General features: G+C 72.3%; 13 protein-coding genes. 4 read left to right on the top strand and 9 right to left on the bottom strand.

The genetic code is table 11. The features are described 5' to 3' along the window. The 3 genes from ABEA43_RS05400 to ABEA43_RS05390 all read left to right on the top strand — a co-directional run bounded on the left by ABEA43_RS05400 (window position 1) and on the right by ABEA43_RS05390 (window position 3535). Window positions 1-588: a polysaccharide deacetylase family protein gene (locus ABEA43_RS05400; RefSeq protein ID WP_345559289.1), complete on the top strand. Its 588-nt coding sequence runs from the start codon at window positions 1-3 to the stop codon at window positions 586-588. A gap of 130 nt (window positions 589-718) precedes the next feature. Then, on the top strand, window positions 719-1318 hold the full coding sequence (locus ABEA43_RS05395) for a hypothetical protein (protein ID WP_345559287.1): 600 nt from the start codon (window positions 719-721) through the stop codon (window positions 1316-1318). Between the two features lie 774 nt (window positions 1319-2092). Continuing rightward, window positions 2093-3535, top strand: a complete 1443-nt coding sequence (locus tag ABEA43_RS05390) for a PepSY-associated TM helix domain-containing protein (RefSeq protein ID WP_345559285.1) — start codon at window positions 2093-2095, stop codon at window positions 3533-3535. 57 nt (window positions 3536-3592) lie between these two features. On the opposite strand, the gene ABEA43_RS05385 is transcribed toward ABEA43_RS05390, so the two are convergent. From ABEA43_RS05385 to ABEA43_RS05345, 9 genes are all read right to left on the bottom strand, one after another. After that, window positions 3593-3760, bottom strand: coding sequence for a hypothetical protein (locus ABEA43_RS05385; RefSeq protein WP_345559283.1), 168 nt, complete (start codon window positions 3758-3760; stop codon window positions 3593-3595). Window positions 3761-3818: 58 nt separating this feature from the next. Then, window positions 3819-6641, bottom strand: a complete 2823-nt coding sequence (locus ABEA43_RS05380; protein ID WP_345559281.1) for a DUF5682 family protein — start codon at window positions 6639-6641, stop codon at window positions 3819-3821. Beyond that, window positions 6638-7753 carry an ATP-binding protein gene (locus ABEA43_RS05375; RefSeq protein ID WP_345559279.1) on the bottom strand — a complete coding sequence of 372 codons (1116 nt, stop codon included), beginning with the start codon at window positions 7751-7753 and terminating at the stop codon, window positions 6638-6640. Before ABEA43_RS05375 ends, ABEA43_RS05380 begins: the two co-directional genes overlap by 4 nt. Window positions 7754-7764: 11 nt before the next feature. Beyond that, the gene (locus tag ABEA43_RS05370; protein ID WP_345559277.1) at window positions 7765-9081 is read right to left on the bottom strand and encodes a VWA domain-containing protein; all 1317 of its coding nucleotides are present in this window, start codon (window positions 9079-9081) and stop codon (window positions 7765-7767) included. Next, the gene (locus ABEA43_RS05365; protein WP_345559275.1) at window positions 9078-10463 is read right to left on the bottom strand and encodes a hypothetical protein; all 1386 of its coding nucleotides are present in this window, start codon (window positions 10461-10463) and stop codon (window positions 9078-9080) included. The genes ABEA43_RS05370 and ABEA43_RS05365 overlap by 4 nt, the downstream gene beginning before the upstream one ends. After that, on the bottom strand, window positions 10463-10954 hold the full coding sequence (locus ABEA43_RS05360) for a hypothetical protein (RefSeq protein WP_345559273.1): 492 nt from the start codon (window positions 10952-10954) through the stop codon (window positions 10463-10465). The genes ABEA43_RS05365 and ABEA43_RS05360 overlap by 1 nt, the downstream gene beginning before the upstream one ends. A gap of 123 nt (window positions 10955-11077) precedes the next feature. After that, window positions 11078-12616: a sugar ABC transporter ATP-binding protein gene (locus ABEA43_RS05355; RefSeq protein ID WP_345559271.1), complete on the bottom strand. Its 1539-nt coding sequence runs from the start codon at window positions 12614-12616 to the stop codon at window positions 11078-11080. Between the two features lie 15 nt (window positions 12617-12631). Further along, a complete protein-coding gene (locus ABEA43_RS05350) occupies window positions 12632-13702 on the bottom strand; it encodes a sugar ABC transporter substrate-binding protein (protein ID WP_345559268.1) in 1071 nt (356 codons plus the stop codon). Window positions 13703-13728: 26 nt separating this feature from the next. Beyond that, window positions 13729-14706, bottom strand: a complete 978-nt coding sequence (locus tag ABEA43_RS05345; protein WP_345559266.1) for an ABC transporter permease — start codon at window positions 14704-14706, stop codon at window positions 13729-13731. A gap of 75 nt (window positions 14707-14781) precedes the next feature. Between ABEA43_RS05345 and ABEA43_RS05340 the strand changes: the two genes are divergently transcribed. After that, complete coding sequence (locus ABEA43_RS05340) at window positions 14782-15423, top strand: GntR family transcriptional regulator (protein WP_345559264.1); 642 nt, start codon at window positions 14782-14784, stop codon at window positions 15421-15423. The last annotated feature ends 57 nt before the right edge of the window (window positions 15424-15480 follow it).

The raw sequence follows: 15480 nt of genomic DNA, 5'->3' as shown, positions 1-15480 counted from the left end.
GTGGCCCTCACGTTCGACGACGGCCCTGGACGCTACACGAGAACGCTGCTGCGCCATCTTCAGGCTCACCGTGCCCACGCCACGTTCTTCGTCGTGGGACAGAACGTCGCCGCCTACCCCGGCATCGCGCGCGAGATCGCCGGGGCGGGGCATGAGATCGCCAGCCACACCTACTCGCACCCGGACCTGACGAAACTGTCCGCTGCCGGGGTGCGGCTCCAGCTCGCCCGTACGGACCAGGCGATCAAGGCCGCTACGGGGATCGTGCCCAGGCTCGTCCGCCCGCCGTACGGGGCGCTCAACGCCACCGTACGCGCGCAGACGGCGCGGCCGATGGTGCTGTGGAGCGTGGACACCGAGGACTGGCGGTATCGCAGCAGCGCCAAGGTGGCCCGCAGGGCGATCAAGTCCGCGCATGCGGGGAGCATCATCCTCTTCCACGACATCCATCCCACGACGGTGCGGGCCCTCCCGAAGGTGCTGAAGAGCCTGTCGGCGCGCGGCTACGTGTTCGTCACCGTCAGCCAGATGTTCGGCGGGCATCCGCCGCGACTCGTCTTCAGCGGCGCCCATCCCGGCACGCTCTGAACGCACAGCCCTGGGACCGGCCACGCACGCGCCCCTGGGGCCGAGCGTGCCCGGTCAGACCGACGAATCGTGCATGTCTGAACTTTTCCGGAGATGCCCGCGTATCTGTCCGTGTGAGCGGTGATCGCGCGTGAACTTCCGGCAGAAGGGAAACGGCGCCACCGGCAGCAGGGACGCCGCGCAGGCCGGCCGGACCGGCCTGCGCGGGCTGCGTGCCGCGGTGTTCGCCGTCGTCTGCGTGTACGCCGCTCTGGGGATGCACACGCTGGCCGGGGGCTCCGGCGCCCGCCTGGCGACCGTCGCCGCCGCGACCGTGATGACCTGGGCCGGGGCATTCGTCCTCGCCCGCAGGCGCCGGTCCATGGGGACGCTGCTGGCCGCCTCCTTCGCCGCCCAGTACGGGATGCATCAGCTCTTCGGCTGGGAGACCACCGCCTTCGCCGGCCACCACGAGGGCCGGCTCTCCACCGGGGCCGGCATGCTGCTGGCCCACATGGTCGTCGCGACGCTGTCGGCGTGGTGGCTGGAGCGCGGTGAAAGTGCTCTGGTCACGATGCTGGTGTTGCTGGCCTGCTCGGTACGCGACCTGTGGACCCGGCTCACCGGCCGCCTGGCACCGCCCTGGGCTCCTGAGCGCCGCCGCCTCGTCACGGCGGTCCCGCCTGGAGCCCCTGCCGCACAGGTCCTGGCCTGGGTCTTGTGCCGCCGAGGGCCGCCCACTCGGGCCTGAGCCCGGCAGCGCGATCGCGCGACCTTCGCGACCTTCGCGACCTTCGCGACCACCGATGCCGGCATCACCGCGCCCGCACGCCTGACCACGTGCCTGCGTGCCCGATCACGTGCCTGCACGCCTGACCACGTGCCAGGACGCCTGACCAACTGCCCGCACGCCTGAGGATGTGCCCGCACGCCTGACCGTGTGCCCGCACGACCGCTCCGCGCGTACTGAACGACCGCCGTGCGCACACGGCATCACCGCCTGCGTGCTGACCCGCTGCTGGCCGCACTAATGGCCCGCTGCTGGTTCGCTGCCGGCCCTGGCGTCATGGCGCCCGTGCGGTCGCCTCGCGTGCCACCCGCACGCAGGTGACTGCGGCTCCCCAAACGGACCGCGCTCCAGCGGCCCAGGCAGGAGCGACGCGGCTCGCATCGGTGCGCCGGAGCCGGGAGGGCATGGCGACGGCGTGCGCGACTTGGTTCGCCCGCGTCGCCGATGCGGCGCATGCGGCCATGCAGCGGTTACTCCGGCGCAACGCAGGCTGTGCAGCTGGTGACGCCTGGGCAACGCAGACTGCGCGACCAGTGCCACGCAACCCAGGCCGTGCGACCAGTGCCGCCCGACCCGTGCAACGCAGGTCGCGCGGCCGGCTTCGCCCATGCCTTGCGACCCGTACAAGCGCGGGCCGTAACGAGCGGGGCGGGGCGGCGGCCGGCCTGGCGTCTGCGGCGGCCCCCTGCTTGAGACGCACACCCCCCGTGTGACCCCCTCCGGAACGGAGACCTCATGACCTCAGTCGAAACGCGGCCGGAAGTAGTCCCCGCCGCCACCCCCGCCTCCTCCCAGCGCTACCGCGCCGTCTGGCGCTGGCATTTCTACGCGGGTCTGTTCGTGGCCCCCATCCTGCTGGTCCTCGCCACCACCGGCGCCATCTACCTCTTCAAGGAGCCGTTCGAGGAGTGGCGCTACCAGGACGTGCGCACCCTCGCCGAGCCGGTGGCGGCGGCCGCGCGGCCCCTGTCCGAGCAGATCGCCGCCGCCCAGCGGGTACGCCCCAACGCGCCCGTCATGTCGGTCATTCCGCCCACGTCCCCCGACCGCTCCACCCGCGTCATCCTCCAGGGCGCCGACGCCGGCCCCTGGGCACAGGGCATCTCCGTGTACGTCAACCCCGCCACCGCCGCCGTCCTGGGCCAGATCGACGACGGCGCCACCTTCATGCGCGTGGTGCGTACCATCCACGGCGAGCTGATGTCCGGCACGATCGGCGACCGGGTCGTGGAGATCGCCGCCTGCTGGGCGCTGATCCTGATCGCCACCGGCACCTACCTGTGGTGGACCGGCCGCGGTGCCCGCAAGAGGGCTCGCCGGTCGCCGCGCGGGCGGCTGCGCCGGCTGCACGTGTGGACCGGGGTCGGCGGGGGCGCGGTGGTCGTGTTCCTCGTGCTGTCCGGACTGCCGTGGTCGGGCGTGTGGGGTGACGGGCTGCAGCGGATCCAGGACCGTACCGGCTCGACCACCCCGAGCGCGGACGACTTCCCGAGCACCTCCACCCCGCCGCTGTCCGGGGACCTGTCCGCCAACCCGGACTCCAAGGTGCCATGGGCGGCGGAGCGGCTGCCCGTACCCGCCTCCCAGGACGGGCACGCGGGCCACGGCGGCGGGCACGGCGTGCTGCAGCCCGGCGCCCTGCCCGTCGAGAGCGCCCTGGCCGCCGCCCGGCCCGCGATCAGGGCGTGCCCGCCCTCGGAGTGCGACGTCAAGGTCCTGCTCCCGGACGGCCCCAAGGGCGTGTACACGATCGTGACCGACCCGCGCCGCGACCCCTCGGCCGCGCAGACGCTGCACGTCGACCAGTACAGCGGCCGGGTGCTGATCTCGTACGGCTGGGCCGAGTACGGGATCATGGCCAAGGTCGTCGAGCAGGGCATCGCGCTGCACGAAGGCCGCAGGTACGGCACCGCGAACCTGATTCTGATGCTCGGCGCGTGCCTGACCCTGATCACGCTCGTCGTCACCGGTGTGTGGATGTGGTGGAAGCGCCGCCCCAGGGGACGGGCCGGCGCGCCCGCCCGCACCACCAGCAAGCGGACCTCGTACGGGGTGATGGTGATCATGGCGGTGCTCGGCCTGCTGTTCCCGCTGGCGGGCGTCTCGATGGTGGCCGTGCTGTTGCTGGACTGGCTGGTGCTGCGGCGGATCCCAGCGGTCGCCCGCGTGATCGGCTGACCCGAGCCCAAAGCCGACCCGAGCCCGGGAGACTGACCCCAGCGCAGGTGCGGCGGGTCAGTTTCCGGGGCCCACCGCGATGGACGTGCCGCCCACCTGGCCCACGGCCACCGCCCGCACCGTGCCCCGGTGGCCGGTGAGCGGGGCGCCGGACGGCTTGCCCGTCCGCAGGGCCCACACGCGGCCGGTGCCGTCGGCCGAGGCGGTGACGACGTCATTCGCCAAAAAGGCGGCGGCCCGCTCAGCAAGAGCGGGCCGCCGGAAACGCGGACATCGAGCCGGATCAGGTCAGGAGACCCGCCACCGCCAGAGCCGACTGCGGGTGCTGGGCCAGCAGGGCGTTCACCTCCGGGGATCCGGCGCTCACGCCGGCCGAGGGCGCCCGCCACTCCCCCTCGCACCCGAGCAGCCCCGCCACCGCGTCGGTGACCACAGGGTGGCCGATGAGCAGCGCCGTCACCGGCCCCGACGCCACCGGCCCGGGCCCGGCGAGCGAGGCGCGCGCCGGTCGCGCGGTCCACGGCGGCACCCAGGCGTCCACCGCCGCCAGCGAGCCGGGGAACGTGCGCCCGGCCTCGCGGACGAGCACCGGCATCAGCTCCGCCGCCTGATCCCGCAGCGTCGTGATCAGCTTGGGCAGCCACGGCAGCAGCACGTTGTCGGGCAGCCGGCCGAACGCCTTGGTGATCACCTCCACCACGAACCCGGTCAGCGCGGGAGCCGGCTCCATGGCCTGGACGAAGCCCATGATGTAGTGCGGGAACGACGGGACGACCAGCGGGTTGGCCAGCAGCTCGTCGACGCGGGAACGCAGCTCGGCCACCGGCAGCAGCCCGAGCTGGTGCCGGGCCGCCCACAGCAGCGCCACCTTGGCCGGCGCCTCCGGATGCGACTGCTTCACGGCCAGCTCCAGCTGAGCCCGGTCGCAGCCCAGCGCCAGCGCCAGGCTCTCCATCGAGAACAGGAACCCGAGCATGGCCGCGACCTGCCGCACCCCCGTGTCGTCGGCCACGAACGCCGTCGGCAGCAGCGTGCAGTAGTGGGCGTAGCCGGAGGTCGCGAACTCCTCGCACCAGGCCGGCAGTTCGGGTTCGTTGGCCCGGTAGTAGGCCATCAGCCGCCGGATCCTGCGCAGCACCTCGGGCGCGTCGTCCACGCTGCGCTCGGACTTGAGCAGCTCCACGGCCCGTGCCCCGAGCTCGTCGGCGAAGCGCCGGCTGCTCAGGAACAGCACCGCGTCCTCGACCGCCGCCAGTGCGACGGCCGCGGTGGCCTTCTCGTCCCACACCGAGCGCCGCAGCCGCTGCTCCAGCACCTGCTCGATGGTGACGCCCTCGTAGCCGAGCTCGATGATCGAGCGCTGGTATTTCCCGAACGACAGGTCCCAGCTCTCCTGGATCGACCGCTCCCCCAGCCGGCGCTCGCCCATGATGGGGCGTACGGCCTCGGACGGCAGCAGGTAGCGCAGCATCCACAGCAGGTCGGAGCAGGGCACCAGCTCGGGGCTGGCGTTGAGGTCGAGCAGCGCCCGCTGGATCGTCCGTTTCTCCAGGTCGAGCCCGAGCGGCGCGAGCCGGTCGTAGACGTTCCTGGCCAGCGGCGGCAGCGCGTCGTAGCCGACCTCGCCGACGCGGTCGCCGCCGAGCAGGATCTCGCACAGCCGGCGCACGTCGCGCCGTCCCGGCACGACGTCCTTCTCGATGCAGGTGACGGCCGCGTCCTGGAAGTCGTACGGGGTCGGCCTGGCCCTGTTGCGCATGCCCGCGAGCAGGATCGACGTCTCGAACACCGCGATGGCGTCGGCGGTGCTGGCCAGGTAGCCGTTGCGACGCGCCAGCCGGACGATGTCGACGCTCCACCCCAGCAGCTCGGCCTGGTCCAGCTCGTCGAGCACGGGTGGCCGCGACAGGAACCCGGTCAGCCGGTCGGCCACCTCCTCCTGCGGCACGGGCGCGGGCAGCTTGGCCGGGCGCTTGCGCGCGCCCTTCTGCCCCGCGAGCTGGAACGGGGTCAGCTTGCTGCGCGTCAGCGACTTGGCCCAGGTCGCCGCCGCGATCGAGACCGAGCCGGAAGCCAGCCCGAACTGGACCTCGATCGCCGAGTGGCTGGACGGGATGAGGCCGTACAGCCATTTCGTGTCCGTGCGCGGGCTGATCTCGTAGGTGGCCGTGGACCGCACGCCGAACTGCTCGACCCGGCTGGCGGCGTGGAAGGCGCCGCAGACGTACAGGCAGTCGGCGGGGTCGGCGCCCGATGCGGCCAGGTGCTCGCGCATCCTGGTCCACATGTAACGCTCGCGGTCCTCGTCCATGGCCAGCCGGTCCGCGTCGCGGCTCAGGCTCCGGAACAGGCTGCCGATCAGCACCATGACCTGGCGGTAGGTGTCGTAGTCCGCGCCGGACAGCGGCTGCTCGACGTACTGGTCCCACCACTCCGACCAGTGGCGCACCTTGCCGTGGTGCAGCAGGTGCTCCTCCAGCTCGGCGAAGCGGGGGCGCAGGTCGCCGATCTCGACGCCCACGGCGTCGCCGTGCAGGCCCGCCTCCTCCTTGGGCTCCTGGGCGCCGTCGTCCTCCTGGGGTTCCTCCTCGGACTTCCACTGGAAGACGTGGTCGGTGGAGCGGTCGACCAGGATCAGCTCGACGCCGGGGGTTTCGAGCGCGTAGGAGATGGCCTGGTATTCGGCCGACGCCTCCGTGATGGGCGCCACCACGCTGAGCGGCGCCCACGTCTTCGGGAAACCTTCGATGTCGGTCGCGAACGCCTGCACCGCCACCGGCAGCCGGCAGTTGCGCAGCTCGGTCAGCAGTGGCCGCAGGTCCTCGCACAGCTCCAGGTAGATGACCTTCGGCTGCTTCTCGCGCAGGCGGCGCACCATGGCCAGCGCGGAGGCCGGCGAGTGGTGGCAGACCGGGAAGATCTCCAGCTCCTCGCGCAGCGCCCGGTCGACGTCGTCCACCAGGCCCGCCAGGATGCCGGACAGGTCGGCGGGCGCGTCGGCGAACGCCGCTGCGGCGTCGAGCAGCTGCTCGCGAAGCGAGCCGAACGGGCTCGGCGGCCCGCCCGCACGAGCCCGCCCGGTCGTCTCGGGGGTGCGGCTCGTCATGAGAGGGTGTCGATGGCCTCGCGGCCGCCCTCGAGGAACTCCGGCCACTCCCCGCCGTCCTTCTTGCTGCGGGGCTCGACGACGCCGTGCCAGTACTTGTTCAGGATCGCCAGGTCCTCGGGGCTGCGCCGGACCAGCGAGCCGACCAGCGAGCCGGCCAGCGTCTGCGCGCGCAGCGTGCGGTCGCCGAAGAAGTTGCTGTGCAGGATCGCGTCCTCCAGCACGCCGATCTGCTCGGCCGTGGACAGCGCCGACTCCAGCTTCTCGTCGTCGCTGGTGGCCGAGGCGGCGGCGTTGCGCAGGTCGGCGAAGCTCTGCAGCAGGATGTCGAGCAGCGTGGGCGGCAGGTCCAGCTCGATCTGGTGCCTGCGCAGCAGCTCCTCCGTACGGAAGCGGACGATCTCCGCCTCGCTCTTCTTGTTCGTCACGACGGGGATCTTGACGAAGTTGAAGCGCCGCTTCAGCGCCGACGACAGGTCGTTGACGCCCCGGTCGCGGCTGTTGGCGGTGGCGATGATGGAGAAGCCGGGCTGGGCGAAGACGATGTTGTCCTCGTCGAGCTCGGGGATGGAGACGTACTTCTCGGACAGGATCGAGATGAGCGCGTCCTGGACGTCGCTGGTCGAGCGGGTCAGCTCCTCGAAGCGGCCGATCACGCCGCCCTCCATCGCCGTCATGATCGGCGAGGGGATCATCGACTGGCGGGACTGGCCCTTGGCGATGACCATGGAGACGTTCCAGGAGTATTTGATGTGGTCTTCCGTGGTGCCGGCGGTGCCCTGGACCACGAGGGTGGAGTTGCGGCAGATGGCCGCGGACAGCAGCTCGGCCAGCCAGCTCTTGCCGGTGCCCGGGTCGCCGATCAGCAGCAGGCCCCGGTCGGAGGCCAGGGTCACGATGCTGCGCTCGACGAAACTGCGGTCGCCGAACCACTTCTGCGCGACCTCGCGGTCGAGGCCGTCGGAGCGCTCAGAACCGAGGATGAACAGCCGGATCATGCGCGGGCTGAGCCGCCACGAGAACGGCTTGGGGCCGTCGTCGATCGACTCCAGCCAGTCGAGCTCCTCTGCGTACTTCACCTCTGCGGGGGCGCGCAGCATATCGTCACTCATTCGCGGGTCTCCTAGGTGAGGAAGTTCTTGAGCTCGAACACGAGCTTGCGGATGTGGCCTGAGATCACCGGCGTGCCCAGGTCCTTGAGCTTCTGGCGGTACCACGGATCGACGCTCTGGTGGCCGGAGCTGTTGACCGAGCCGACCGGGATGTACTTCACCCCGGAACGGTGCACCGCCTCGAAGTCGGTGATCAGCGATCGGTTGTCGTAGAAGTCGGAGATCCACACCATCACGGTGTTGCGCGGATCGGAGATCTTGGGTCTGGCCAGCGCCATCGCGGCCGTGCCGTCGGTGCCGCCGCCGAGCGTGGTGCGCAGCAGCACCTCGAACGGGTCGTGCACCCACGGGGTCAGGTCGAGCGCCCGGGTGTCGTAGGCGATCAGGTGCACGTCGACCTTGGGCAGCCCGGCGAAGATCGAGGCCAGGATGGTGCAGTTGACCATCGCGTCCACCATCGAGCCCGACTGGTCGACGACCACGATCAGGCGCGCGGGCGTGGTGCGGCGGGCGGTCTGCTTGTAGAAGAGCCGGTCCACGTAGAGCCGCTGCTCCTCGGGGCTCCAGTTCGTCAGGTTCTTCCAGATGGTGCGGTCGATGTCGAGGTTGCGGAAGACCCGCTTCGGCGGCACCGACCGGTCGATGACGCCCACGCTGGTCTTCTCGACCTGGGTACGCAGCACCTGGGCGACCTCGTCCACGAACCTGCGGATCAGCGCCTTGGCGTTGGCCAGGGCGACGCCCGACAGGTTGGACTTGTCGCGCAGCAGCTGCTCGATGAGCGACATGCTGGGCGTGAGCTGCCTGGCGAGGTTGGGGTCGGCGAGCACTTCGCGCAGGTGCATGCGCTTGACGAGGTCGCCTTCGATGCCCGCGAGCACCCCGGCCACCTCCTCGTCGCCGGGGCGGTGCCGCAGCTCACCGGGCTCGCAGCCCATGCCGCGCTCGAACCAGGCGGCGTCCTGCTTCCAGCTTTCGAGCTGCCCGGCGGTGACGTTGCCCGTGCCGGTCGAGAACACGTTGAGCAGCAGCTTGGAGACGAGGGCCGCGCGGCGGACCTCGTCGCCTTCCTCGTGCTCCTTGTCGGCCATCAGGTCGCGCAGCTCGGCGTTCAGGCCGGGGAAGCGCTGCACCAGGTTGTCGACCGACACCCCGGGGTCGAGCAGCGCGGGCGGCAGGCCGAGGTCGTCGACGATGGCCACGCTGGCGGTCTCCAGCGCGGGCTGCTCGTCGGGGCTGAACAGCCGGGACAGCAGGCGCCAGTAGAGGACCTCGCGCCGGTTCTGGTCCGTGTCAGGGGCGCTGGGAGGGGTCTGGGAGTCGCTCATTTCCGCAGCAGCCGCCCTGCCCGCTCCCGCAGCACGGCGACGACGTCACCGGCCTTGGCCTCGGCCTTGACCACCTTGGGGTCGGTGGGGCCGAGCGCCCAGTCGCCGTTGTGCGCGGCGACGGGCTTCTTCTTGACCGTGGCCTGCACCGCCAGCGGCTGCAGGAGCCACCGGCCGCCGTCCCAGCGCAGCAGCCCGACGCAGGCCGAGGAGGCCGCGACCAGCTCGGGCGTGAGCGGCCCGCAGGCCGGCAGCCGGTCGAGGTCGAGAGCGAGCGAGCTGCCGCCCAGGGTGAGCGTCGCACCGTCGATCTTGTAGCCCTCGACGAGCACGGGCTCCGCGATGCGTACGGGATGGCGGTCGAGCGGGGCCACCGGCGGCGCGGCCGCGGCGGCGAGCCCCACCCGCGCGGTCGCGAACGGGTCGGCCTCCTCCCCCGCCCGGGCCCGGTCGTCGTGCCACACGAGGTCGCCCCCCGCCAGCAGGGGCATGTCCGTGACGTCCACGCTGCGGTGCTCGGCCAAAGCGCTCAGCAGGACGGGGTGGCCGCCCAGGAGCCGCCAGACGGCCGGGCCCGCGATCGTGTCGACCTTCGCCGCGGCCACGCTGGTGCGTACGAGCCGGGCGGGCGCGCCGCCCGCGGGCTCCAGGATGGCGTGGACCTGCACGCGCACCACGGTGGCGTGCTCGTGCACGTCCGCCCCGAGGATCAGCAGGCGGCCGGACACCTGCTCGGCGCCGCCGTTCCAGGGGCCCTTCTGCGACAGCAGCAGGGCGCGCGTCCACAGGTCGGCCCACCTGCGGGCGGGCAGCCGCTCCAGCGTGCCGACCGGGGACGAGGCCCGCAGCTCCGCCGCCAGGCCGTCGAGCAGCACGGCGAGGCCGCGGAGCGCCGGCACGGCGAGCAGCGCCTCGATCGTCTGGTCGGAGGAGGTGACGAGGTCGTCGTCGACGCCGCGCCAGCCGGCGATGGCCAGCTCGCGCAGCCAGCCGCGGCAGCCGGCGAGCAGATTGGCGGCCACGTCGGGCCCGGCGGCGGGCTGCTCCCAGCCCAGCCGCGTCCGGCCCAGCGCCGCGTCGAGGCGGCCGAGCAGGGCGTCGTGCACCGCGCCGAACAGGGCGGCACGCGCACCGGCCAGCGCCGCCAGGTGATCGTCGCTGATCGACCCGGCCGTCACCTTCTCGACGGCCTCGGCCGTGCGCTCGCCGATCGGGGTGGCCGCGACGGCTCCCGCGAGGGCCGCCAGCGCCTCGGCCGGCTCCTCGCCGAGCCGGGCGAACCCGTGCGTGAGCGCGCCGTCGAACCCCGAGACCAGGTCGAGCGCCTCGCCCGCCCCCTCGGGAGCGTCGCCGAGCAATTCACTGAGCTGTACGTCGAGCATCAGCGCACCGTCCTCGTCGCGGGGAACCAGTGGAGCTCGGTCAGGGGCTCGGTGCTGTCGGGCACCTCCAGGTAGGCCAGGTGGCGCAGGAAGCGGCTGAACACCACGGCCGCGGGGGTGCGCTCCGGCTTCCCGTTCAGGCAGTACATCAGGCGCCCGTCGTCCGGCACCTCGACCCGCAGGTAGCGGGCCACCCGCTGGAGCCCGTACTGGACGACCGCCTCGTCGGCGAGCTGGTGGATGTGTTTGCAGGCGTAGCCGTGCAGCGCGCCGCACGGCCGGTTGTTGTTGGTGCTGCAGCTCAGGGCATGGGTGCCGGCGGCGATCGACGAGACGTAGACCCGTTCGATGTCGGATCCGCTCGACACGACCCCCTGCAGCCGCCCGTCGGCCAGCTCGACGAAGGGGACCTTCGCCAGCTTGCGCGGCTCGACCGGCGGCACCACCCGCACCACGCTGCGCTGCTCCCACGCGGTTTTGTCCGCGTCCACGACCTCAGAACCTCCCGCCCCGGCGGCTCGCGAGCGCAGGCGGACGTGCCCGCGCCTTTCGCGAACGGCTGATCAATGATCCGGGAACTTACCCGAATCCACCGACAGAACGGGTCTAAACGATCAAAGCGCGGGGGCGCCGCGATCGCCGTTCACCGCTTCGAGCACGGCGTGCGCGGACAGCTCCGCACCCTCCAGCACGGCGGTGACCTGGCCCTTCCTGATCACTATGACGCGGTGGCAGATCCCGGCCAGCTCTTTGGGGTCGCTGGAGGCCAGCAGCTGTACGGTCCCCGCCGCCGCCAGCTCGCCCATGAGCGCGTAGATCTCGGCCTTGGCGCCGATGTCGATGCCTCTGGTCGGATCGTCCATGAGCAGCACGGACGGGCGGGCGGCCAGCCACTTGGCGAACACGACCTTCTGCTGGTTGCCGCCGGAGAGCTGGTCCACCGCCTGATCCATCGAGTGCGTGCGTACGCCGACCCGCCGGGCCAGCACCTCCGCCGCCTCCCGCAGCGCCCGCTGCGTCAGCCACCGGCCGAGCCGGCCCAGGCTGACGGCGCTGACCTGGACGATGTTCTCCCAGACCGGCTTGTCCGCGGTGATGCCGACGCCGCGCCGGTCGCCGGAGATGAGCCCCACCCCGGCGCGGACGGCGGCGCGCATCCCCGTCCGGTTCGCCGCGCGCTTCCCGTCGCCGGGCAGCTCGACCCGCCCCGACTGGGGGGTGAGCGCGCCGGCGATCACCCGCAGCACGTCGGTGTGGCCGGAGCCGACGAGCCCGGCGACGCCCAGGATCTCGCCGGGCGCGGCCTCCAGGCTGACGTCGCGCAACCGCCCGGGCACGCTCACCGAGACCAGCCGCAACCCGCCTGCGCTGTCGCCGGTGAAGGGACCGGCGGCCGCAGTCGCCCCGGCGGCGCGCAGGGACGCCGGGGCGCGTTCGCCCAGCATGGCCGTGACCAGCGCGGGCAGGTCGAGCTCCGCCGCGTCGGCCCCGCTCAGCACCACCGCGCCGTCGCGCAGCACGGTCACCTCGTCGCAGATCGCCAGCACGTCCTCCAGCACGTGCGAGACGTACACGACGGCGGTCCCCCGGTCCCGCAGCCGGCCGATGATCTCGTGCAGCCGCGCCACCTCTCCCGGCTGCAGCGCCGAGGTCGGCTCGTCCAGGATGAGCACGCGCGGCTGCTCCACCAGCGCCCGCGCGATCTCCACGAGCTGCCGGTCCCCGAGCGACAGCGACTCCAGGAGCGTGTCGGGCGGCGCCCGCAGCCCCAGCTCCGCCAGCACCGGCGCGGCCAGCGCGCGCATGGCCGCCCGGTCGACCAGCGGCCCCTTGCGGGGCAGCCGGTGCGCGAACACGTTGGCCAGCACGTCCTGGTCGGGGAACAGGTTCAGCTCCTGGGAGACGATCGCGACCCGCTGCCTGGCCGCCTCCGCCGTACTGCCGAACCGGACGGCGCTCCCGCCGAGAAGCAGCTCGCCGCGGTCGGGCGGCACCGCGCCGGCCAGGATCTTCACCAGCGTCGACTTGCCCGCGCCGTTCTCGCCCAGCAGGGCGTGCACGGCGCCCGCGCGGAAGGCGACGTCCACCCCGGCCAGCGCCCGCACGCCGCCGTACGACTTCGCCAGGTCACGGCCGGCGAGCACCACTGACACGTCCGCATGCTCCGATCAGGACAGGGGCTTCATCCGGCCCGCGACGTCCGCGAACTGCTCGCCGATCAGCTTCTTGTACCAGGCCGCCTTGGCCTCGGCCCCCTTCTGGCGGGCGATGATCTCGTCCACGTTGTCCTTGTTCACCATCGCCGCGCCGCTGTCCCAGAAGCCCTTGGGGATCTCGCGCTTGCCGAGGGCGCGTTCGATCAGCAGGCGGGTGGTGACGTAGCCCTTGAGCCAGTGCTGCGGGTCGACCACGCCGACGGACTGGCCGCTCTTGATCGCGGCGAGCCCGGCGTCGTTGAGGTCGAAGGCGCCGCAGAGCCAGTCGGCGTCCATCTCCTGCTTGATCTTGGGCAGGTTGAAGGCGGCGGGGTCGCCGGCGTCCATGAACGCGAGGGCGCCGGAATGCGCCCTGACCAGGCCGCTCCACGCCTTGTAGTTCTCGTCCGGCGGCTGCTTGGAGTCGAACGGGCCGAGCACGGTCAGGTTCGGGTTCGCGGCCGTGAGCCGATCTTTCATGCCCTTGGCGCGCAGGTCCAGCACGGGGATGCCGGGCGTGGGCACGCCGAGCACGACCGTGCCCTTCGCGTCCGCGGGGAGCCCCGCGAGCACGGCGTCGGCGAGCAGCGCCCCGGCGGCCGGGTTGTCGTTGCTGACCAGCGTGGTGACGCCGGACAGCGGCACGTCGGCCGCGACGACCGGCACGCCCTTGGCGATGGCGTCGGCGGCGGGCCGGGTGAAGAGCTCGGGGTTGAGCGTCATGACGCCGACGCCGTCCTTGGCGGTGGCGATCACCTGCTGGAACAGCCCGACCTCGGCCTGCCCGTCGGGCCCGGGCGGCGCGACCGCCTGGACGTCGGCGCCCAGCTCCTGCCCGGCGTACTTGGCGCCCTCCATCATCTCCTGCGAGAAGTTGAGGTTGGCCGCGGCGGCCACGAAGGCCACGTGGACGTCCTTGGCCGCGCGCCCGCTCGCGGCGGGCCCGGCCGCGGGCGCTCCTTCCCCGGTGCTGCAGGCGACGGCGAGGCCGGTGAGCGTGACGAGAGCGAGAGCGGCGGCGGTCCGCCGGGGGCGAGTGCTCATGATTGCTCCGTGTGGGGCTGGGGGGATCAGGTGTGGGTACGCGCGTCCGAACGCCTTCTGAGCAGGCTCGCGAACCCGACGGCGAGCAGGATGACGGCGCCCGTGGTGAAGTCGTTCCAGTTGATGTCGATGCGGAAGTAGGCGAGTGCGGTCCTGACGACCTCCAGCAGCACGGCCCCGAGCGCCGCCCCCGTGACGCTGGCCCGGCCGCCGTGCAGCGGGGTGCCGCCGATCACCGCGGCGGCTATCGCCTGCAGCTCGTAGCCCGAGCCCGCGTTGGGGTCGGCGACCCCGAAGTAGCCGAGGGTGAGCGCGCCCGCGATCCCGCCCATGACCCCCGCGAGCACGAACACCTGCAGCCGCACCGCCCTGATCGGGATCCCGCTGAACCTGGCGGCCTCCGGATTGCTGCCGATCGACCGGATCCGGTAACCGAACGGGGTGTTGCGCAGGGTCACGACCAGGACGGCCGCGACGATGGCCATGGTCCAGAAGTTCACGCCGAGCCCGAGCAGCTTCCAGCCGAAGAACTTGGAGAACGGGTCGCTCAGCGGCGCCCCCAGCACCTGCTTGCCCTCGCTCAGCCGGTGCGTGAGCCCGCGGTAGGTGGACAGGGTGGCCAGCGTGGCGACGATCGAGGGTAGTCTGAGCAGGTCCACGAGGATGCCGTTCACCAGCCCGAGCAGCCCGCCCGCGGCCACGCACAGCACCACGGCGAGCCAGGGGTTCAGGCCCGCGCGGATGAGCAGCGCCCCGCACAGAGCCGACAGTCCGAGCACCGACCCGACGGAGAGGTCCAGCTCCCGCATCGCGAGCAGATAGGCCATCGCGCAGGCCAGCATCCCGACCACGGCCGCCTGGTTGAGCACCTGGGAGAGCTGCCCGAACTCCAGGAACGTGCCGTCCCGCGCCCCCACCACCAGGATGAGCACGACGGTCGCGATGAGGACCCCGGTGAAGTCCTGCCGCAGCACGACCCCGGTCCCGGACCGCAGCCCGTTCACCGGGCGACGCCCTCGGGGGAAATTGTCGATAATATTGTCAACCAGGGTGCGTCAACGCAAGGGCAGGAGAGTTCCGTGACCTCAGAGTCCCGGCTGGAGGAGCCGCTGACCGACCGGATCAGGACGGTCATACTCGGCGGGGACTTCGTGCCCAACCAGCGGCTGGTCGAGGCGGACGTGTGCGAGCAGTTCGGGGCGACGCGGGCGGCGGTGCGCGCGGCGTTCAAGGAGCTGGCCGGGGAGGGCCTGGTCGAGATCCTGCGCAACAAGGGGGCCCGGGTCCGGGCGATCTCCAAGGCGGAGGCCGTCGAGATCACGGAGGTGCGGATGGTGCTGGAGGGCCTGTCCGCCGCCAAGGCCGCCGAGCGGGTCACCGCCGGGCAGGCCGCGGAGCTGCGGGAGACCGTCGCCGCGATGCGCGCCGCCGTGGAGGGCAACAACCTCGACCGGTATTCGGAGCTGAACGCGGTCCTGCACGCCAAGGTCCGCGAGATCGCCGACCACCGCACGTCGGCGTCGATCATCGAACGGCTCGGGGCGCAGGTGGTGCGGCACAAGTTCCGGCTCGCCCGGCAGCCGGGGCGGGCGGCTGTGTCGCTGCCGCAGCACGAGCTGATCGTGGCGGCCATCGTCGCCCGGGATCCCGAGGCCGCGCAGACGGCCATGCAGCAGCACCTGCGCAGCGTCGCCAAGGCCCTGGAGGCCACCCCCGACTGACCCGCCGCCGGCGCCGACCGACGCCGTTGCCTTTCCGCCCGGCCCGCCGCCGTGCGG

Origin of the sequence: Nonomuraea rosea, assembly GCF_039539705.1 — a bacterium.
Taxonomy (GTDB): Bacteria; Actinomycetota; Actinomycetes; order Streptosporangiales; family Streptosporangiaceae; genus Nonomuraea; species Nonomuraea rosea.
This window is presented reverse-complemented; position numbering and strand designations above follow the sequence as displayed.

What these genes read in the sequence shown, in the direction of transcription:
- ABEA43_RS05365 (WP_345559275.1), bottom strand. Translation starts at nt 10,463, where the DNA reads ATGCTCGACGTACAGCTCAGTGAATTGCTCGGCGACGCTCCCGAGGGG.
- ABEA43_RS05350 (WP_345559268.1), bottom strand. Translation starts at nt 13,702, where the DNA reads ATGAGCACTCGCCCCCGGCGGACCGCCGCCGCTCTCGCTCTCGTCACG.
- ABEA43_RS05390 (WP_345559285.1), top strand. Translation starts at nt 2,093, where the DNA reads ATGACCTCAGTCGAAACGCGGCCGGAAGTAGTCCCCGCCGCCACCCCC.
- ABEA43_RS05370 (WP_345559277.1), bottom strand. Translation starts at nt 9,081, where the DNA reads ATGAGCGACTCCCAGACCCCTCCCAGCGCCCCTGACACGGACCAGAAC.
- ABEA43_RS05375 (WP_345559279.1), bottom strand. Translation starts at nt 7,753, where the DNA reads ATGAGTGACGATATGCTGCGCGCCCCCGCAGAGGTGAAGTACGCAGAG.
- ABEA43_RS05380 (WP_345559281.1), bottom strand. Translation starts at nt 6,641, where the DNA reads ATGACGAGCCGCACCCCCGAGACGACCGGGCGGGCTCGTGCGGGCGGG.